Annotated in this window: 16 protein-coding genes; 5 read left to right on the top strand and 11 right to left on the bottom strand. The window is 37.9% G+C overall.

The features are described from left to right. Nucleotides 1-10: 10 nt before the first annotated feature. Nucleotides 11-1393: a dipeptidase gene (locus LBYS11_RS02140; protein WP_103117369.1), complete on the top strand. Its 1383-nt coding sequence runs from the start codon at nt 11-13 to the stop codon at nt 1391-1393. Between the two features lie 57 nt (nt 1394-1450). On the opposite strand, the gene LBYS11_RS02135 is transcribed toward LBYS11_RS02140, so the two are convergent. Beyond that, nucleotides 1451-2023: a nitroreductase family protein gene (locus LBYS11_RS02135; protein WP_048393315.1), complete on the bottom strand. Its 573-nt coding sequence runs from the start codon at nt 2021-2023 to the stop codon at nt 1451-1453. A 97-nt stretch (nt 2024-2120) separates the two neighbouring features. Beyond that, the gene (locus LBYS11_RS02130; protein WP_004229655.1) at nt 2121-2615 is read right to left on the bottom strand and encodes an amidase domain-containing protein; all 495 of its coding nucleotides are present in this window, start codon (nt 2613-2615) and stop codon (nt 2121-2123) included. Between the two features lie 182 nt (nt 2616-2797). Between LBYS11_RS02130 and LBYS11_RS02125 the strand changes: the two genes are divergently transcribed. Further along, complete coding sequence (locus tag LBYS11_RS02125) at nt 2798-3820, top strand: DUF2804 domain-containing protein (RefSeq protein WP_054549082.1); 1023 nt, start codon at nt 2798-2800, stop codon at nt 3818-3820. Nucleotides 3821-3911: 91 nt separating this feature from the next. On the opposite strand, the gene LBYS11_RS02120 is transcribed toward LBYS11_RS02125, so the two are convergent. Beyond that, the gene (locus LBYS11_RS02120; protein WP_054549081.1) at nt 3912-4628 is read right to left on the bottom strand and encodes a glycerophosphodiester phosphodiesterase; all 717 of its coding nucleotides are present in this window, start codon (nt 4626-4628) and stop codon (nt 3912-3914) included. Between the two features lie 157 nt (nt 4629-4785). Between LBYS11_RS02120 and helD the strand changes: the two genes are divergently transcribed. Further along, a complete protein-coding gene (gene helD / locus LBYS11_RS02115) occupies nt 4786-7011 on the top strand; it encodes an RNA polymerase recycling motor HelD (RefSeq protein WP_103117368.1) in 2226 nt (741 codons plus the stop codon). A 266-nt stretch (nt 7012-7277) separates the two neighbouring features. Here helD and LBYS11_RS02110 read toward each other — a convergent pair whose 3' ends face one another. From LBYS11_RS02110 to LBYS11_RS02095, 4 genes are all read right to left on the bottom strand, one after another. Then, on the bottom strand, nt 7278-8147 hold the full coding sequence (locus LBYS11_RS02110; protein ID WP_233436290.1) for a GNAT family N-acetyltransferase: 870 nt from the start codon (nt 8145-8147) through the stop codon (nt 7278-7280). A gap of 346 nt (nt 8148-8493) precedes the next feature. Further along, nucleotides 8494-10326, bottom strand: coding sequence for an ABC transporter ATP-binding protein (locus tag LBYS11_RS02105; RefSeq protein WP_066038238.1), 1833 nt, complete (start codon nt 10324-10326; stop codon nt 8494-8496). After that, entirely contained in the window at nt 10326-12047 is a 1722-nt protein-coding gene (locus LBYS11_RS02100; protein WP_103117367.1) for an ABC transporter ATP-binding protein, read from the bottom strand. Before LBYS11_RS02100 ends, LBYS11_RS02105 begins: the two co-directional genes overlap by 1 nt. Nucleotides 12048-12113: 66 nt before the next feature. Next, complete coding sequence (locus LBYS11_RS02095) at nt 12114-13010, bottom strand: DMT family transporter (RefSeq protein ID WP_048393305.1); 897 nt, start codon at nt 13008-13010, stop codon at nt 12114-12116. Nucleotides 13011-13196: 186 nt separating this feature from the next. On the opposite strand from LBYS11_RS02095, the gene LBYS11_RS02090 reads away from it, so the two are divergent. Next, nucleotides 13197-15218, top strand: a complete 2022-nt coding sequence (locus tag LBYS11_RS02090; RefSeq protein ID WP_054549078.1) for an EAL domain-containing protein — start codon at nt 13197-13199, stop codon at nt 15216-15218. 46 nt (nt 15219-15264) lie between these two features. Here the strand turns inward: LBYS11_RS02090 and LBYS11_RS02085 are convergent, their stop codons facing one another. Both LBYS11_RS02085 and LBYS11_RS02080 read right to left on the bottom strand, forming a co-directional pair. Further along, entirely contained in the window at nt 15265-15741 is a 477-nt protein-coding gene (locus tag LBYS11_RS02085) for a threonine/serine exporter family protein (protein WP_081010948.1), read from the bottom strand. Nucleotides 15742-15753: 12 nt separating this feature from the next. Continuing rightward, nucleotides 15754-16506 (bottom strand): threonine/serine exporter family protein, encoded by a 753-nt coding sequence (locus LBYS11_RS02080; RefSeq protein ID WP_009371811.1) that lies wholly within the window; start codon nt 16504-16506, stop codon nt 15754-15756. A 338-nt stretch (nt 16507-16844) separates the two neighbouring features. Between LBYS11_RS02080 and LBYS11_RS02075 the strand changes: the two genes are divergently transcribed. Continuing rightward, nucleotides 16845-18254 (top strand): polysaccharide deacetylase family protein, encoded by a 1410-nt coding sequence (locus LBYS11_RS02075; protein WP_048393300.1) that lies wholly within the window; start codon nt 16845-16847, stop codon nt 18252-18254. Nucleotides 18255-18682: 428 nt separating this feature from the next. Here LBYS11_RS02075 and LBYS11_RS02070 read toward each other — a convergent pair whose 3' ends face one another. Together LBYS11_RS02070 and LBYS11_RS02065 are read right to left on the bottom strand one after the other, a co-directional pair. Next, the gene (locus tag LBYS11_RS02070; protein WP_233732369.1) at nt 18683-20782 is read right to left on the bottom strand and encodes a beta-propeller domain-containing protein; all 2100 of its coding nucleotides are present in this window, start codon (nt 20780-20782) and stop codon (nt 18683-18685) included. Nucleotides 20783-20909: 127 nt separating this feature from the next. Then, nucleotides 20910-22103: an acyl-CoA dehydrogenase family protein gene (locus tag LBYS11_RS02065; protein WP_048393298.1), complete on the bottom strand. Its 1194-nt coding sequence runs from the start codon at nt 22101-22103 to the stop codon at nt 20910-20912.

Here is a 22103-nt window from a genome sequence, read left to right as displayed (position 1 = left end):
GGGATGCTTAATGACTAATTTACAGCAAATTGATGCTTATTTTGCAGAACACCGTGAGGCACATTTAAATGAATTGAATGAATTTTTACGAATTCCAAGTATCAGTTCTTTATCCGAGCATAAAGAGGATATTCAACATGCAGCTGAGTGGCTAGCCAGTGCGTTTGAAAAACTAAATCTTGAAAATATCTCCATTACACAAACAGCTGGGCACCCTGTTGTTTATGCAGACTGGCTACATGCAGAGGGTAAACCAACTATTTTATTTTATGGTCATTATGATGTTCAACCTGTTGATCCATTAAATTTATGGGACAGTGAGCCTTTTAATCCTACAATTCGAGACAATAAATTATTTGCTCGTGGTGCGAGTGATGATAAAGGACAAGTCTTTATGCACTTAAAAATGATTGAGGCATTGTTTGCTACAACAGGGACATTACCTGTCAATGTTAAGTTCATTTATGAAGGTGAAGAAGAAATTGGTAGTCCACATCTACCTGCCTATGTTGAACAATATAAAGAAAAACTAGCGGCAGATTTAATTTTAATTTCCGATACAGGTCTTTATGGTCCTGGGAAGCCTGCGGTATGCTATGGTTTACGGGGCTTAACGGGCATTCAAATTGATGTGCGTGGAGCTAAGGGAGATTTACACTCCGGTCTTTATGGTGGTGGCGTACAAAATGCTATTCACGCATTAGCTGAAATTTTAGCATCCTTCCGTGATGAGCATGGTACGATTCAAGTTGAAGGTTTCTACGACAAAGTGTTGCCATTAACAGAAGAGGAACGTGAGGCTTATCTTGCGCTTGGCTTCGATGAAGAGTCTGTTAAACAGGAAGTTGGCGTAAAAGAATTATTCGGTGAACAAGGGTATTCTTATTTAGAACGTACTTGGGCCCGCCCAACCCTAGAGGTTAACGGTGTATTTGGTGGTTTCTCAGGTGAAGGCATCAAAACAGTGCTGCCCGCTGAAGCTGGCGCTAAAATCACATGTCGTCTTGTACCAAATCAAGAGCCCGATGAAATTGTAACACTTTTAAAAGCACATGTTGAAAAGCACAAACCTGCTGGTGTGGAAATCAACATTTCTGAATTCGATAAAGGCCGTCCATTCCTAACGCCTTTCGATCATCCATTTATCCAGGCTGCTGGACGCTCCTATGAAAAAGTGTATAATGTACCAACAGCATACACACGTGGCGGTGGATCCATCCCTATCGTCGCTGCGTTTGATGAAATTTTAGAATTACCTGTAGTGCTAATGGGCTTCGGTCTATCAAGTGAAAACTTCCATGCACCAAATGAACACTTCCATTTAGAAAACTTTGATAAAGGCTTACGTGTTCTTAGTGATTATTTATATGAGGTTTCAGGATTGCAAAAATAAATATCGATTAATTAAAAAATCCCCTCACTGTCAAAGTGAAGGGATTTTTTTATTTGATTACTCACCAAAAATCGTAACGATATCAGCTGCTTGTTTGCGCTCTTTGCCTTTTGGCACTTCATCAAAATAACCAACTTGTAGCATAGCAATAACACGCTCACCTGGCTGTACCTTTAAAGCTTCACGGAATTTTGGATTATCTAGGAAGCCTGGTGTTTTCCAGCAAGAGCCTATGCCTCTATCCCATGCCAGTAACTGCATGTTTTGAATAAATGTACTTGCTGCTGCATAATCTTCTAAACGTTCTTTTTGACGCGCATCCTCTGGAACGATAACAAAGGCATAGCCACCTGGTAATGTAAATTTCAACATCTGCTTCGCTAAATCTTCGCTTGAAAGCTCCTGCCATTTAGGAATTGTTAAGTCACGTAATAGCTGGTGAAGATTTGTTAATTCCTTTCCACAGGCAACAACTAATCGCCATGGCTCACGATTACCATGATTGGGAGCCCATACTGCATCGTCAATAATAGCCATTAAATCCTCACGCTCTACAGGCTGGCCATTAAACTTTTTAATGGAACGACGTTGAATAATTGCATCTCTAACAGATAAAATTTGTTCGCTCATATATCAATTCTCCTTCTACCATAAGACAACATATTAGAGTTTATCTCTTCTATCTTTCACATTATCATATATTTGTATGCTTTAAAACTACCTGTTCCTAAGCAAAGCTGTCATCTATATGATAGAAAAAGTAGGTCATGCTTGGCGTATAGGCGGTGGAATCCTCATAAAAATAAGGTCGATTAATACTATCTGAGGTGTGGGCATTCACATAAGGAATACCATTTTGAATACTTGTAACAATAACGGAGTGGTCAATTCTACCATTCCCTTGAAAATCATAAAAAATGACATCTCCAAGCTCTAGTTCCTCTGCATATTGAACACGTCTACCCTTCAATCCTGTTGTAGATCCTTCTAAATACCATCGTAATGAATGGGCAACAGACCAGCTAAAGCTCCAATTCCCTTGCTGAATCCACCAGCCTTTCTCTCTACTTGGTGCACCTCGCATCGGTGCCCCTCCTGCAAGTAAACACTGAGATATATAGTTCGTGCAATCTACATCAAAATTTGGAAAAGCAGGATTGCGTCTGTTCCACCACAAATTAGCATATTGAACTGCAGCCTGCCTATTATACATTTTTGCCATACATAACCTCCTCATGCCATCATATGTCTATTTAAGCATTTCTATTAGTTAGGTCCTTCCTCATAATTCTTATTGAAATCCATTATATTCAGCATGTTCCTTTCCAATTTCAAGAACATTTTTGCTACAATAAGGATTAAAGATATGTCAATTTTATTTTATGACCAGAAGGGATGTTGAATGTGAGGCAGCATGCTGAAAAAGAGATTTTACAGCCAACTCTTTTATGCGATAAAAAAGGTAATTTAAATCCAGCAGCCATCGGATTTGCACGCAAACCACTTATTAATAGCAATTTAAGCGGCCATCTCATGCGCAAAAAGAAATGGAACTATTGGTGTGTCTACGGTGATGAAATCTTGTTTTCAGCTACGATTAGTCATCTAGATTACGCAGCAGTCTGCTTCGTTTATTTCCTTGAATATGAAACACAGCGCTATTTTGAAAAAACGATCACAATCCCCTTTGGTGGTAAACTAAAAATGCCTACACAGGTTTTAGAATCTGTTTCATTTAAAAATAGTGAAATGATGATTGATTTATTATATATACAAAATGAAACACATCTATCTGTTTCCATACCAAACTTTGACGGAGATGTTTTACGAGCAAAGCTTATCATTCAGCACCCACCAGCGGACGAAACCTTAAATGTAGTCATTCCTTGGAATCGCAAAACATTTCAGTTCACAGGCAAGCATCACATATTGCCAACATCAGGTGTTGTCACAATTGGTACTCGGCGTTTTAATTTCTCAGCTGAGGAGAATTTTGCTGTGTTGGATTATGGACGAGGTGTATGGCCACGTGAAGCATTATGGAATTGGGGAATGGCCTCTCAACGAGTACGTGGACGACGCATCGGACTTAATTTAGGAGGTAAATGGACAGATGGCACAGGCATGACTGAAAATGCTGTTTTTGTTGATGGTAAAATGACAAAAATACATGAGGATTTATTATTTCAATATGATTCTGAAGATTACATGCAGCGTTGGAAAGTGAAAACAAAATTTTCTAATCAGGTCTCCTTAACCTTTTCACCCTTTTTTGAGCGTATAGCCCAAACGAATGCCAAACTAGTTAAATCAGAGGTACATCAACTATTTGGCTATTACGACGGTTCTATTTTACTCGACAATGGTGAAACACTGGTTATTCAACAAATGCTCGGATGTATTGAGGAACATCGTGCAAAATGGTAAAAACCCTCTAGAGGACGTTGCTTTCCGTGGGTATTTTGAAAATGCAAATGATTCCACGGAAGCTTTTGTCTCCTAACTGTCCACTTTTGCTCTAACTAAGGGCTCTTAATATTTTTTCTGGATCATCTGTAAATATCGCCTGTACACCGAGCTGTTGTAAACTTAGAGCATCGCGTTGTTCATTGACGGTATACACACGTACAGTTGCACCTTCAGCGAGAGCTAGTTTAACTGATTTACGGAAGGAAGTTGGCAAACTTACATGTAACGCCTTAGCTGGTATAAGAGCAATGTAAGTTGGGAAATCCACCAGCACCTCTGCAAACAATGCTGCACTTTCTATATAAGGCGCTATTTTTGATATTGTTTGCAATGATTCATGATTGAAAGATGAAATGATCACCCGCTCTGTCATTTGCTGTGCTGCTACTTCTTTGAGCACGAGCGCTTCGATTCCTTCATATGCAATAATGTCTGTTTTCAGTTCAATATTGATACGGTGATTGGTACCTGCAAATAACTCCAACACTTCCCCTAAGGTAGGAATTACTTCATCTCCGAACTCCCGTGAAAACCACGAGCCAAAATCAAATGTACGTAATTGTTGTAATGTAAAATCTTTTACATAGCCTGAGCCATTGGAGGTACGATCAATGGTCTCATCATGAATCACCACTACCTCTTTATCTGCGGTTAAATGAACGTCTAGCTCTATCCCTGCTATAGGAAGCTTTGATGCTGCTTGAAAGGCAGCCATCGTATTTTCTGGATAGTTTATCGAAACACCTCTATGTGCAAATATGTCCAAATTCAATAACCTCCTCTATTATTATTCAAAGAAAAACCTTCCAGCCCCATGTAATAGTAGCATAATTAACATTTTAGCTTTCACTTGCTGGTAAATATTATATATAGTAGTATGATAATCTACTTTGAAATTGTAAGTACCTAGGAGGTGCTAAAAAATGACTGTACAACATCCAGATTTTCAGGCTGAAGTAGAGCGGTTAGCGTATACCCAAGGCTATATGCAACAAATATTAGACGAATCACAACGAGATTTAAAATCTGCTCAAGAAAATATCCGCAAATCTATGGCCGATCTTGATTACTTAGATTCGAGTTTAAGTTATTTAAATATCTTAACAAATGCTAGATTTTTTGAAATGGCACGTAATCAAAAAGAAGGTCTAGAGGCCGTTCGCAAGAAGCCCTATTTCGCTAGAATCCATTTCCAAAAAACCGGTGACCCAGAAGAATTCCTTTATATTGGGAAAACATCACTATTTCATCGTGAAACCCATGAGCCCATTATTGTTGACTGGCGCTCACCCGTAGCTAATGTTTATTATGATGGACGTCTTGGTGACATGGAGTACGATGTCCGTGGTGAAGTTCATAAAGGACATCTCTTTGCTAAAAGGCAATACAAGATCGAAAATGGCGAATTACTCGATATACGAGATATTGATCTAACAACAAATGATGAACTACTACAAGAAGCATTAGCTGGAAAAGCTGATGTCCGTCTAACTGAAATTGTTTCAACCATTCAAAAGGAACAAAATGAAATTATTCGAGCACATCTTCGTCAACCAATTATTGTGCAAGGTGCTGCTGGTAGTGGAAAAACAACCATTGCTCTACACAGAATATCCTATTTCCTTTATACAATGGGTGAACATTTTAATCCTGAGCAGCTCATGATTTTAGCACCGAATAAGTTATTTATTGATTATATAGGCGATGTTTTACCAGAGCTTGGCGTCGATAAAATATGCCAAACTACTTTTACAGACTACGTTCTTTCTGCCACTAAATTAAAGCTTAAGCTTCAAAATCCAAATGAACAATTAGAATTGCTCGTTGCTGGAGGCAGTCAGCCTACTGCCTGGATTGCTGAAATGAAAGGTTCACTTTACTATCGTGATGTCATCGAACGCTACGTACAAAAGCTGGAACAAAAGATCGCAGAGCAATTCGAAGATGTCTATATTGAAAAATACTGTATCATGCGTGCTTCCCACCTGAAGAAGCTGTTTTTATATGAATTCTCATATATGCCTATCGAAAAGCGACTTGAACATATTAAAAAGGTCTTAGCAAGCCATGTACGTCAAAAAAAACAGGCTGTTTTAGCTACACTCCATAAAAAGTATGATGAAGTATTGGGTAAAGCCTTAAATGGAATTCGAGATGATGAAAAACGGCGACGTGTTGTCACAAAATTCATTGATGAGCGTGATGAACGAATTCCTGCCATTGAAAAAGAAACGAAGACAACGGCATCAGCTTATATGCGTCGCTTTCCCAAACATAATATTAAAACACTCTATCGTACCCTTCTCACCGATGCAGAATTATTAGCAGAACTCGCCCCTGAATGGCATTACCTTGAACAGCAACAATTTTTGCAGGCACATCGTAAAGAACAATGGGCACTCGAAGATTTAGCTGCACTATACTATTTACAAGCACGTTTAAAAGGCATTACAGATGAATGGAAGATGCGTGTTGTCTTTATCGATGAGGTCCAAGATTACAGTTTATTTCAGCTTGCTGCTTTAAAAGCAGGTCTTGATACAGATATGTTTACTATGGTCGGTGATTTAGCACAAGGTATCCATAGCTATCGCTCATTAACAGCCTGGGAGCCTGTCCAAAGCTTATTTCCTCGTGCAAGCTTCCGCACTTTGCAAAAAAGCTATCGAACAACAATTGAAATTATGGAAGTCGCGAATCAAATTCTAGCGCAAATGAATGAACAGCTACCTTTAGTAGAACCCGTTGTGCGTCACGGTAAAGTACCAAGTTTTATTCAAGCAGAGCAATTCGATGCCTTCAAAGTTAAAGAGATTTTTGAAGCTATTCGTCAAAATGGCCATCGATCCATCGCTTTAATTTGCAAAACTACTGCAGAAGCCATTACTATGCAACAGGCATTAAAAGACAATGATATTGCTTCACAACTACTAACGGAAAATGAATCTATTAATCAAGAAATGTTACTTGTTGTGCCAAGTCACTTAGCTAAGGGACTTGAATTTGATGCTGTCATTGTAGCTGCCTACGATACACCATTTTACGATACACCAATTGACCGAAAGCTACTTTATGTAGCTCTTACACGAGCCATGCACGAGCTATACTTAATCGGTCCATCCAAAAAGACATTTTTATTAGAAAATTAAAAAGTCGCTAAAAGGCGACTTTTTTCTTTGCATCATTAATTTCTTGGGGGTAATTTATAAAACTTCCCTTTGGATAAATAAGCTTTCACAACTTTCCACCATGAATTAGGGGCTTCCTTCGGAGGAGACTTCTTCTTTGGCAATGCTGGCATGCGCATGATCACGACTCCTTTCTTAAAGCTTATTAATATTATATGAAGATAGTAGGTGATTATGATAAAAAAGGGCGATGAGTTGATATTAAATACCTCTCATCACCCCTTTTTCTATTGTTTTACATAATAATCAATTTGCTGTGCTTTCATAAAGCCTGCTTTTTCATAGACAGAAAGTGCTTTTTTATTGTCTACTTCTACATCTAGCATGACAAACGCTGCACCAACCTTACTCGCATAATCCTTTGAAAAGGAAAGAAGGGCTGTCCCAATACCTTGTCCTTCACAATTTGGATGTACAGCAAGTGCAGTTACCCACTGGATTTCATTTTCCTTAGCTGTAGTCACTGTGCCAACAACTGCACCATCTCTGTAAGCAACCCAAAGCTCTCTTCCATTTGTTGATGTATTAAAAGCAATAAGCTCTTCTGATTCTTCGGGTAGATCTCCAAAAGCCTCACAATAAATAGTAATCAGTTCAGCTTGCTCTCCGTTATAGGCTTGAATATTTATATCACTTCGTAATGTAACGGGCTCTGCTTTTGTTTCTAGGGTCGTTTCTGAAAAACTATAGGTAAACCCTTTGTTTTCAATAAATGTATGCCCATAAGGGGAACCATCAATTACTACAGCTAATTGCCCCTCTGCCCCTCTTTCTTTTAGCCCTACTTGTATACCCTCAACTAAGGCAGTTCCAATACCCTTTTGTCGATATGCAGGTGTCACCACTAATGACCACTCATATGTATGAAGTCCCATTAAGTCGATAGCACTAGCAGCACCAACTAATAAATCCTTATCATCCTCATACGCTAGTACCATGAAGCCTTTATTCTCGAAAGAGCTAGCCATAGGTACATTCATAATGGTTTCATAGACTCGATAATCTTGAACTGTTGCTTCTTCACATAATAACTTTACTTCTTTCAATGTTTCTCCATCTAATGGAAAAGACACTGTCATCACTGAAATATTCATCATTTACTCCGTTCCTGTAACAGACTATTGCCCTATTGTAGCAAGAATGAAAATAAGCTGGCAACAAAATATATTAATACCCGCTATTAATCAGAATTTTACTTCAAATATTAGAAAAATAAAAGGATTTATACTATAAAAATTCAGTAAAATGACTGAAATTTACTAGAAATAATATACTATTTTTTCTAAAATAGAGATATTTATTCTTTCACAACCCATTACTTTTAAACTATCTACTGCTTCATATTTTAATAATGTTATATAATAATTATACCATTTATTCAAATTAATAACATTTTAATTCAATAAAAAAGAGCAACTTCAAATGAAATTGCTCTTTTTCCATCTATTCCTCAAGATGGTGTGAGGATGAATGCAGCATTTGTGCATAAAGACCACCTGATTCGATTAGCTTTTGCTGAGGTCCAGCCTCCACTAATTCCCCTTTTTGCATCACTAAGACCATATCGGCATTATGGACAGTATTTAAACGATGCGCGATCACAAAGCTCGTGCGCCCTTGCATTAACGTATCGAGTGCCTCTTGTATCGCCAGTTCTGTCACAGTATCGATACTGCTTGTCGCTTCATCCAATAGTAAAATTTTCGGATCAGCAATAAGTGCCCTTGCTATAGAAAGTAATTGCTTTTGGCCTTGGGAAATCTCACGTCCATCCGCTGCAAGAATAGTATCATACCCATCCTTTAGTTTCATAATGAACTCATGTGCATTAGCTTGCTTGGCCGCTTCCTCAATCTCTGCATCACTCGCATCCAGTCTACCATATCGGATATTCTCGCGAACAGAAGCCTCAAACAAAAATGGATCCTGTAAGACAAAGGCCATTTGTGAACGAAGGGATTGTCGATCAATTTGCTGTACATTTATACCATCAAATAATACCTCTCCCTTTGAGACGTCATAAAATCTTGCAATAAGTTGAAGGATTGTCGTTTTACCAGCCCCAGTTGCACCAACAAGGGCTACCGTTTGACCAGGTTCCACTTTAAAGTCTACATTTTTTAGTGTGTACCCCTCTTCTTCTAGTTCATATTTGAAGTACACCTGCTTAAACGTTACATGTCCCAATAGCTGATGCTTTTGTGCTGACACATTTTCTGCCTCTGGTTGTTCATCAAGCAAGGAAAATACACGTTCTGCACCAGCAATGGCTGACAGTACTGTATTAAACTGGTTTGCTAAATCATTTAAAGGACGTGTAAATTGTCGTGCATATTCAGTGAATATAACAATTACCCCTATCGATACATGTCCATATAACGCAAGAACTCCTCCTACACCTGCTACAATGGTAAAGCTCATATTATTTAAGAAGTTCATAACTTTAGGAATATAACCTGAGTATGTCTGTGCCCAAAAACCAGTTCTTTTTAAGCGCAAACTTTTTTCACGAAATTCTGCTTTCATTCGCTCCTCTTGTGAAAATGCCTTCACAATCCGCTGTCCTGAAATTGTTTCTTCGATCATCCCGTTTAAGGCGCCAATAGCTACCTGCTGTTCTTTAAATAGTGGTGCTGTACGACGTGTAATCCATCGCATCGCCCAAAACATCAGTGGAATAATGATCATCGTCAGAACTGTCAGCAATGGGCTTAAACTGAGCATAATAATGACGGTTCCACCAAGCGTAAGAACACTTGAAAATACCTGAATAAAGGAACTGTTCAATGTTGAGCTGACAGCTTCAATATCATTCGTCATTCTACTCATCAATTCTCCATGCTGACGACGATCAAAGAATGCCACTGGCAGTCTTTGAAAATGAGTGAATACACTTGTCCTTAATCTATAGATCGTTTGCTGGGCGATGCCAATCATCCAATAGTTTTGTAGGAAAAGTGAAACGGCTAATAACACATAAATACCAATTAATAAGCCAATCCCTTTATCTAAGCCTGAAAGCTCGCCATGCATAACATAGTGATCAATCATTTGACCGATTACATAAGGACCAACTAAAGCTAATATGGAGCTAATCATCACTAATAAGAGCACCACAATAAGCAGTGCACGTTGTTCGTCGACAATTTTCCATAACCGCAGCAATGTACTTCTCCAATCAGCTGCACGTGGCCCCTTCTTTTTCTTCACACCCTGTTTCAGATCATCTTTTGTCAAAAGCGGTTCATAGCCAAAAGGTTTCTGGAAAAATCCCATTAATCCTCCACCTCCTGTTGAGAGATAGCTATTTTTTTATAAAGCGAGGAAGTCTCTAAAAGCTCTTCATGTGTGCCATAAGCAACTACTTTTCCAGCATCAATCAGTAAAATACGATCTGCACCTTTAGCTGTACGTATTTTTTGTGTAACAACAAGCATCGTTGCTTTTTCTTCACTCAGTGCCGCCCACAAAGACTGTTCAGTTTTCACATCTAAAGCACTAGTACTATCATCAAGCATTAAAATATGTCCCTTTCTCAAAAGAGCTCTAGCTATAGATAACCTCTGTTTTTGCCCCCCAGATAAATTGACACCCTTTTGCCCAACCTTGGTATCATAACCATTTGGAAAATCTTCAACAGATGCATGAATTTGCGCCTGCATTGTAGCCTGTAATACAGCATCCATTTCAGCCTGTGTATCTCCCCAACGCACATTATCTGCAATACTTCCTGTAAATAACAATGACTGCTGGGGGACATAGCCAATCACTTCCCGCAACTCTTGTAAATCCCAATGTTGCACATCCTGACCTTCCACAAGTATTCTGCCTTGCGTTACTTCATAGAACCGAGGAATGAGCTGTAATAATGTTGATTTTCCTGCACCAGTTGCCCCCATGATCGCTAGTTTCTCGCCAGACTTAACTTGAAAGCTCACATCTGACAGAACAGGAACATCTCCTCCTGGATAAGTAAAACTAACATGGTCAAAGGTTAATTCTCCATATTGTGTGGCATGACCTACTTCTTCTAAAAGAGATGTATCTTCAACCTCATTTTCAACGGAAAGGATTTCTGCCATACGTTCTGCAGATGCCTTCGCACGTGCGTAGAAGATAATAATAAAAGCGAACATTGAAAATGAGCCTGTCATACGCATTGCATAATTCACAATAGCCACAATATCACCAAGTGGCGTTGTTCCTGTAGCAATTTGTTTTGTACCAAACCATAAAACTGCGAGCAGGCTCATATTCATAATGAACAAAAGAACCGGCATAATATATTCCATTATGCGTAAGGCCTTCACAGTATCAACCTTTAACCGTGATGCAACTTCATCAAAGCGTGTAGCCTCATATGCCCCTCTTAAGTAAGCCTTTACTAATCGTATCGCCTGTAAATTCTCCTGTAAAACTCTGTTTAAACGATCGACCCTCTTTTGTACACGCCCAAAATAAGTCACACCTTTTGCCACCATAAAAAGAAGAAAAATAAAAATGATCGGTGCACCAATAACTAAAAATAAAGCTAATTTCGGATTTACGACAAAAGCCATAATAATGCTTCCTATCACAGCAAGTGGCGCTCGAAGCATAATACGTAAGCTCATAAACAGCACCGTTTGTACCTGTGTAACATCATTTGTTAATCGAGTAATAAGCGATGCAGTGGAGAATTTTTGATAGGTTCCTAGCGTAAAGGATTGAATCCTATCAAACAGGGCATTTCGAAGATCATATGAAAAGCTTTGAGCTGTATGTGAAGAAAAATAAGAATTGATAACGCCCGCCAGAAAGGCAACAAAAGATAGCCCAAGTAAAACAGCCCCCCATTGCAAAACCATTCCTTGATTTTGTGCCCTTACTCCCTCGTCGATTATTTTTGCCATAATGAGTGGCTGCACAAGCTCTACAAATAACTCTAAAAGCATTAAACATAAAGCAAAAATAGCTGTCCATTTATATGGCTTTACATAGGAAAAAACTTCTTTCATATTCTTTCCCCCTTGTTGGTAGATAAAATTTAATGATAGTTAAAAACTACTAACACTATAGTATATTTATGCTTTTTCTCCTGCTATAGAAAGCCAGGTTACACAAACAAGCATAACGAATACTCCTATTAATTGCCAAAAACCTAAAGAAGTACCGAAAATAATAACAGAGATCACCATTGCTGTTAATGGTTCAATACTAGAAAGAATGCTCGTTTCAACTGCCGTAATGTATTTCATACTACTTAAAAACAATATAAAAGCTACTGTTCCAAAAAATATTAAAGCAACTAATAACATTAAAATTTTAAAATCTACTAGAACAACCCATTGAGTGGACTGCTGCCAAACACGGCTTACTAAGCCCAAAGTGAAGCCACCCACCAGCATCCCCCAGCCCACTACTAAAAGCACACTCCACTCCTTCATTAAGCGTGCAGGATACAAGGTGTAAAATGCAAATGTTAAGCCTACTCCTATTCCCCATAACAAGGCTTTTGGACTAATAAGTAAACTTTCAAATGATGCATTCGTTAGTAACAGAAATAACCCTATAAGGGTACCAATAATACCTAACACTTGATATTTTGGTGGCCATTTCTTTAAACTAAGAGAGACATACGCGACAACAAATATTGGCGCTAAAAACTGTAGTAAGGTAGCAAGCACAGCATTACTTTCATTAATTGCAGCAACAAATGTAAATTGGACACCAAGCATACCTGCAATACCAAAAACTATGAGTTGCCTCCCCCATAGCTTGTGCTGCCAAATTCCAAAAATATTTTTTCCTGTTAACAATAAATATGTAAGTAGTAATATACCTGCAACCGATAAACGGATTGTTAACATAAAGGATACAGTCAAAGGTGTATGATTAAGCAACCACTCCATTAAAGGGCCAGTTGCTCCCCATAACATAGCACCCGAGACGATAAATATTATTCCTTTTAAACGTTTCATACCAATCCTGCTTCCTATATACGTACTAAAAATTGTTACTTTTCTTCAAATCATTTCTTATATTTCACTAGAAAAGTCCTATTAAATTTTACTATCAAATATTTACAAATATATTCATAATGACTAATTCCCGATTATTATCTATAATATTAGTATATATTGATTACCCAAGGAGATCGAATAATCATGAGTCATATGCATAAATCATTTACGATTGATGAACATTATTTAAATTCACTTCCTTTTCCTGCAATTATCATTAATCAAGATGGACAAGCAACAGTCTGGGGAAAGAGTGCTGAACATCTGATTGGCTTATCAGCTAATGATATTAAAGGAAATACTACTCCATCTATACACGAAAATCTACTGCGTCAGCTTCCTGTCGAAACACTTCAATCTATTTTACAAAATGAGGACAGTACGTATCTAGAAAAAATTCAAGTACACACAACTTCAAATGCAGAAATAACAACAGCTCTGCTAGCTAAACCTTTTACAGATGAGGGAGAACGTTTTATTCTATTGATTTTTATGCTCCCAGAATTAATGACGCAGGCTATCTCTCAATGCAATACCTTTGTAAACCTTAAGCAAGGTTTAGATGCAACCTTTATGACCGTTACACTCGATCACGATGGATTTATCTTGGAATGTAATAATGAATTTCTAAAAACAAGCCAATGGACACCAAAGCGTGTTATCGGCAAAACCTTTTGGCAACTGTTCCCTGATAATGAAATGAGTGAAAAAATAACACATACGATCTGGCGTAATTTAAATAATGGTCATACATGGCAAGGAGAAGTTGAAAAAATTACAAAAACGGGGCAATCCTATTGGGTGCTACTAACGGCTATCCCCCTCGTTAATCTTGAAACAAATGAACAACAGTTTATCCTAATTGAAAAGGATGTAACTAAATCAAAAACGATTCAACACCAACTTGAAAAAATTGCTTACATCGATACAGAAACTGGTTTGATGAATGCACATCGACTTGAAAAAGTAATCACCAATATGATTGACGATGAGAGACACTTTTCATTTGTTTATCTAAGTATTGATAAATTTTATACACTTAAAGAATTACATGATCAACAAATCGATCAAAGCCTTATTGTTGAATTTACAAATCGTATAAAAATGTATTTCCAAGATAGCACGATGGCTCGTATAAATGAAAATGATTTTGTTGTCATTACGCCTTTAAGTGAATGGTTTATTCAAGGCTTTTTATCTTACTTACAACAACATCCGATTTATAGCGGCAATATTGCTGTACCAATTTCTATTAGTGGTGGCATAACTAGATATCCTGAGGATCAATCAACATTCTCTCAGCTTATGAAGGCATCCATTGCTACTATTTCAACAGTCCGTGAGGCTGGCGGAGATAAAATTGTTTCTTTATCAACAGCAACACATAAAGCTTTAAATCGTAAAGCATTAATTGAAAAGCGCTTACTCCAAGCACTTGACCAAAAGAACTTGAAGGTACTCTATCAACCACAAATCGATGTGTATTCTGGAAAAGTTACTGCTGTTGAAGCACTTGTACGTTGGGAAGATGAGGTAATAGGTGTCGTAACGCCTGATGAGTTAATTCCTATCGCTGAAGAAACAGGTCTAATTAATAATATTGGGTCCTTCATGCTGGAAAAGGCATGTGAACAAGCATTACTTTGGAAAAAGGCTGGCTATGATTTAAAAGTATCTATTAACTCTTCTGTACGCGAATTCCGTGATAAGAATATGGCAAAATCTATACTTGAAATGATTACAAAAACAGGTTGTCCAGCGAACCTATTACAAATTGAAATTACTGAAAAATTTGCTTTAGAAGCTGAAGCCGCAACGTCTATTGCACAGCAAATGCGTAAGCTTGAAAACGAAGGCATTTCTTTTGTATTAGATGATTTCGGTACTGGCTACGGCTCATTTAGATATATGCAAATTTTACCAATAAGTACATTAAAAATCGATCAAACGTTTACAAATTCACTCTTGAAATCCGAAAAGAGCCAAAAGCTTATGAATGGTATGGTACAACTAGGTAAATCCATGGAATTGAAAGTGGTCGCTGAAGGTGTAGAAACAGCTGAACAAGCAGATCTATTAATCACTTACGGCTGCGATGCCATTCAGGGCTATTATATTAGTAAACCTGTTACACCTGAAGAGATTGAACTATTACTGACAAAATAACAATAATGAAGAAGGAGGCTGCGTTTATTTTGCACGCAGTCTCCTTCTATTTTTTATAAACCTTTTGTAATTTTACTTTACTGGAACGAACTGAGCGGAATATGAGTTGGATAATTACTTCTGCAAAAACTAGTCCAATAACAATAGCACCTGTAATTAAAAATGCCTTTAAGCCATATTGCAAGCCTTGTAAGTAATCATCTTCTACCACATTTCTCATTGCATTATAAGCCATGCCCCCTGGTACTAATGGTATAATTCCCCCAACAATAAAAATAATCATGGGTATTTTAAAGCGTCGGGCATATAAATGAGCAACGATGGCAATGACAAATGAGCCAAAGAAAGAAGCTTTGACAACATCCATGCCTTGCTCTGTTAGAACATAGTATATAATCCAGCCAATTACCCCAACGAGTCCGCAATGAAGTAGTGTTTTTCTAGGAACATTAAAAATAATGGCAATCCCAGCTGTCGCAAAAAAACTAACTATTAATTGTATAATAATGTCCATCATCTGCATATTATCCGCCTCCTAAAATCCTAGTGTGACGGCGATTGCTGCACCAATAGCAAAGGCTGTTAAAAAGGCCTCTGCTCCCTTTGCCATCCCTGACATAAAATGACCTGCCATTAAATCACGTACAGCATTTGTAATCAAAATACCTGGTACTAGTGGCATGACGGAACTAATAATAATTTTATCAAGTTCAGTACCATAACCATACTTTACTGCAAAGAAGGCAACAAAGCCGAGGACGAGTGATGCAGTAAATTCAGAAAAAAACTTTACCCTTGTTAAATGATTAATGATTACCAATACTAGGAAACCGAGCCCGCCTGCCAAAAAAGCTATCGGAAAATCCGACCATCCACCCTTAAACATAATAAGGAAACAACCACTAGCAAGCGCAGCTGCCAAAACTTGCAAATAAGTTGGTAAAAAATAATTTGTTTTTTGTATCGACTTTAACTCGTCATAAGCTTCTTCTAATGTTATGATTTGAGATGTGAGTCTACGAGATACTGAATTTACCAAGGCGATTTTTTGCAAATCTGTAACCCTACTGGGAATTGATGTAATTCTTGTTGGCTGTGTCTTGCCTAACGAAAAAATGATGCCCGTTGGTGTGGCATAACATTGAGCATTTGGCATATTTTGAGAATGTGCCATACGCAGCATCGTATCCTCAACACGGTATGTTTCGGCACCACTTTCAATCATAATGCGTCCTGCAAGCAACAAACAGTCAATCGTAAGTTCATTATCCGCATCTTGTAAGACCATTGCAGCTATCTGCCTCCTTCAAAAGGTTCCTTGCCAATATTAACGAACTGCCAATAAAAACTCAACTGAAAATTTTTTCTTAAGCAATGGATTATCTTTCAATTTATTTTTACAGTTACACTAATATTACGCATGTGTTTTTTCTATTTTAGTAGGTATTTTACAACCTCTTAAATAGAAGTACAACTACAATTAATTCGCTAATTCTTGAAGAAAAAGCGATCTTAATAAATTTCCACATAATTACATAAAAAGATTCTAGATTTGTATAACTTTTTTAATGACTGGCACGTCTGATTGTATAGAAAATAAAAAAAGAGGGGAGCGTATCCAAAACCATGCAGGAACGCAGAAAAAGACGCGGTCCAATAATTGATTTCTTATTACTTAGCCTTATTGTGACCTTAACAACTATTATACTTTTTATTATCCTTTCAAAGGATGACTTTAAGTTTCAAAAGATTAGTGCTTCAAAAGAATCCGAGACGGAATCGGTGAATAGTCATTTATCGACCGAAAGTTCTGCGTTTCCAGGCATACGTATTGTTACAGACGTTTCAAATGACAAACGAACACCATTTGCTATACATTACCCACAAACAGATAACGAGGTTTTTAATGATGCCGTATTACAATACATATCGGATTCAAAAGAAAACTATCTAACATCGATGAAGAAAAATAAAGATACAGATGCTATGGGTGAATTAAATATTAGTCTAGAAACTTTTCCGTACCGAGAGCATTACTATTCCTTTGTGCTAACAAAAATGCTATATGTAGGTGGAGCCAATCACGAAGTCTCCACAAAAACATTCTTCATTAACAACGAAACGGGCGAACAAATTACGATCCAAACGCTTCTACAAAATGATGAGAATAACTTATCTACGTTGGCTGTAAACGTCCGAAAAGATTTGCAAAAAAACCTCCAATTAAAGGATGAGCTTTTCAACGATGAACTATTAAAAGCTACCGAACCAAAATGGTCTAACTTCAATCGCTTTGCTATTGTTGATGATTCATTACAAATCTATTTCGATGAATATGAGATTGCTAGTGGAGCAGCAGGTACCCCAATAGTGAAACTACCCCTTTCGCTTATTAACCCTTTGTTAGCCTCCGAATTTCAAATCGCAATGGAAAATGTAAAACCAATTAATCCACCACCAACTGGTGATCCGAATAAAAAACGTATTGCTTTAACATTTGATGATGGTCCACACCCAAAAGTGACGGAGCAAATTTTAAATATTCTTGATAAGTATCACGCAAAGGCTACTTTCTTCATGCTCGGTAGTCGTGTACAATACTATCCTGACATCGTAAAAGATGTTCTTGCGCGCGGTCATGAAATTGGAAACCATTCGTGGAACCACCCTGTCTTAACAAAGCTTACGCAGGAACAAGTGATGAAAGAATATAACACGACTGCCACTGAAATTGAGAAGGCAATCAATCAAGGTGCCACAGTTTTTAGACCACCATACGGTGCAACTAATGACACAATTAATGCCGAGATTCCTATCCCTGTTGTGCTATGGACAATTGATACATTGGATTGGAAACATCGAAATGCACAGCAGCTATTGCCACACGTAAAAAATAATTTACACAATAATGCCATTGTCTTAATGCATGATATTCATCAATCCACTGCAGACGGACTTGACGCTGTTCTTGCCTATTTACAAGAGCAGGGCTATGAATTTGTGACTGTATCCGAGATACTGCCATATCGACAATAGTAATAAACAAAAAGTCCAATGAATTTCTCCATATTCATTGGACTTTCTTTTTTGTTGAAAAAGATGATGTCAACGGCAGAAAAAGCAACTTTGCAAGGCGAGAGGTTGACTTCTGTTCCGCCAGCGTCCTTTCCAGGGGGTCCGATGAGCCGCTTCACTCACCTACGTTCATCCAGGGTCTCCTCAGTGACGCTAAATCCCCTAGGAGTGACGCTGGCTCCACTCCAATCAACCATTCTGCAAATTGTCTTTACTTTTTCATAGTAGCATAGCGATCAAATAGCCCATTATCAGAGGATGATGGGTGACAACACCTCTTCATAAAGAATAATGAACACCTTCACTATATTTGAAAACCGTTGCTAAAGATACAGGATTGGAGTAGAAGGCTACTTGATACATTTCAATTGACTGTTTTGTTTTTCTTATTATTTTATTGTTAATGTATCTAAAGGCTTGAAGTCATTTAACTGATAGCTTTTTATCTCGTTACGCGCTATTGTATACAGCGTATCATCTATATAGACAACACGTTGTACAACTTGCTCCCAATTTTCATAGGACTCATTATTATTACGATTGATTATATTTCCTTTCAATACTATCCCTTTCTCTGCAGTAATTTCATAAATTTGAGCACCTTGACCTTGATAGACAACTTCGTCTCCCTTACCTGCCTCATACAGTACTACAGGGAAGCCAAAATAGTTGTATTCCTTATTGCGGAATAGCGCTTTAGGATTGTATTGCACTTCAGAGGAAGAACCTTTCCCACCAATTTTTACGGTTGATTGTTCTTTCGGATTTCGGAAGTCTGATACATCGAATAGGGACATCTTCATATTGGTTGTCACAGTAAAATTACGTTTCGTATACGAATCATAGCGTTGCTCCGTATCATAACCAATACCAATTAAATGCGTATCATCTAATGGATGTAGGTAATTACTGAAGCCAGGAATCTTCAATTCCCCTAGTACAGCAGGCTTTTTCGGATTCGCTACATCAATGACAAATAGTGGATCCACTTGTTTAAATGTCACCACATATGCTTTTTCTCCCATAAATCTAGCTGAATATATCTTTTCTCCAGGCGCCATATCTTTTACTGCACCAAGCGGTTTTAAATGTTCATCCAAAATAAAGAGATGGTTATAGGAAGTACTTTTCTCATTCCACGTATTACCTTCTGTTGTAAAGATCCGGAAGTTCCCCTTATATTCATCCATTGAATACTGATTTAACACAGTTCCCTTTACTTCCGTACTTCCGACAAAGTTCAAAGTCGTTCCATCTACATTCCACTTGAAAATTTGAGTGTCGGCTGACCTCGGTAACCAAATCATATCCATAACGCGCTTTTCTGATGAAACATCAATACTACTTTCATACATTGGTGTCGTTAAATACAGGGCATTCTCTGACATATAAAGACCACTACTTCCACCTAAGTACCCTTTCGTATTGGCAGTTGTCTTAGCTCCATTTTTTAAATCGACAGCTGTAATTAAACTATAGGTACCATCCATCGTATTTGGTAAGATTGAGATTTTTTCTAAAGGAAGACTTTGGTACTCTGTTCCTGCCATACTATCAAATGTTTTAGGCTTTAAATCGGTTTTATTGTCTTCTTGTAGCATCCAGTAATTTGGATACATATTACCGATTAAATATAATGTGTCATTCGTTATGCGAATATCCTGCAAGAAGCCTTCTTGCCCAACATCACGTACATGCTTTGGATTGCTTGGATTTGAAATATCATAAATTGAGGCTGTTACCATAGCTGTGCCTGCTTTTTCAATATATTGATCCCCGATGGCAATTAATAGATTGTCATATAGGGCAAGCTTAGAAATATATTGGGAATGTTTTAATTTGATACTTGTAGCCATCTTTAAATTCTTAGGATCTTTAGCATTCACCACTGTAATGCTCTGATCTTTTGCAGTGTAAATAAAGTCATCTTTTACCACTACAATGTCACCCTCTTCTACCCCCTCTACTTGATTATTAGTTGTAGACTCATTATTAGCTGTTGCTTTATCTTCACTTGCTGTACTTTGTAAGCTCTCTTCTTCTCTAATTTCTACTCTTTGAGTTGTTAACAACTTTTTAAAATACTGCTGTAACTCTTTCTCCGATTTAACGGCTGTTAATGTCTCGATAATTGTAAATGGAATTGTCTGTGAAGCTACATTCAGTCCGCCTTGTGCAAAGGCCTCCTTTTTTACATGCAATTGATAATTACCTGGTGCTAACTTTTTCACCACTATCGTTTTTTGATCTTCCAACAATTCAATTGTTGCAGGTACTTTGCTTCCTTTTTCCGTAGTGATATAGACATATTCCTCAGTTATTTTGTTTTTCTTTAAAGCAACTGAAAAAGATGCTTGCCAGTTTTGTGTTGCCATACTTGCGCTAGCCGCCTTTGCCGTCACATCTGTATTCACTATCAATGTAAAAATTCCAGGCACGATAGCTATAACGATAATCAGCATAATTGCGAACCATTTACTTTTCATCATTTTTCCTCTCCTTCATATACTTGTTTATTAATTAGACTAGTAAAAAAGAGGAAAGTTACATTTTTCTGAAATTTTCTAAGTATGTTGAGGCACAATAAAAAACGAGAGGGAAACACTTCCCTCTCGTCTATTCTTCAAATGGCCATTTAGGCAACATATTTTTTAATGGCTTATCTTGTCGTCTTCCCAATACATAATCTGCCTGCATAATAGTATGAATTTCGCGAGTCCCTTCATAAATGACTGGTGCTTTGGAGTTTCTTAAATAACGGGCAACTGGATACTCGTCTGAATAGCCATAGGCTCCATGAATTTGGACCGCATCATCCGCAGCCTTATTCGCAAAATCACAAGACTGCCATTTTGCCAATGATGTCTCTCGAGTATTTCGAACACCTTTATTTTTCAATTCTCCAACACGATAGACAAGGAGACGACTCATTTGATAGCCTGCTTCCATATTAGCAATCATTCGTCCGACAAGCTGATGCTCACCAATAGGTTTACCAAATGTCTCTCGTTCATGACAGTATTTCACACTAGCCTCTATGCAAGCTTGGATCAAACCAACAGCACCTGCTGCTACTGTAAATCGACCATTATCTAGCGCAGACATGGCAATTTTGAAACCCTCGCCCTCTTCACCAAGTCGGTTTTCAATTGGCACGCGTAAATCTTCAAAAAAGAGCTCACCTGTATTACCAGCACGAATACCATATTTTCCTTTTATCGCTTTAGATGTAAAGCCAGCCATGGAACGTTCTACAATAAACGCACTAATTCCATGATGTTTTTTCGATTTGTCTGTATAGGCAAATACGATAAAGTGGTCTGCAATATCACATAAAGAGATCCACGTTTTTTGCCCATTGAGGATATAATGATCCCCATCACGGACAGCAGTTGTTGACATGGCAGCTACATCAGACCCAGCCCCTGGTTCTGTGAGACCAAAAGCTCCAATCCGTACACCTTTAGCTTGCGGAACAAGGTATCTCTGCTTTTGCTCTTCAGTCCCCCACTGCATTAAGGTCATGCTATTTAAACCTGTATGAACAGATACGGCTGTGCGAAATGCCGTATCTCCCCGTTCAAGCTCCTCACATACGATAGCAAGTGCATTATAATCCATGCCACTACCTCCGTATTGTTCAGGAACACAAACACCCATTAAGCCAAGCTCAGCAAGTCTGGACCAAATTTTAGCATCAAAGCCACCTTCAGCATCCCATTTTGCAATATAGGGAATGATTTCCTCATCAACAAACTGTCTTACTGTTTTTCTTAGCATTTCCTGCTCAGTGGACATTTCAAAGTTCAT

The sequence above is a fragment of the Lysinibacillus sp. YS11 genome (genome assembly GCF_002896375.1).
GTDB classification, from domain to species: Bacteria; Bacillota; Bacilli; order Bacillales_A; family Planococcaceae; genus Lysinibacillus; species Lysinibacillus capsici.
The sequence above is the reverse complement of the archived record's forward strand: the minus strand, read 5'-3'. Positions and strand labels throughout refer to the sequence as shown.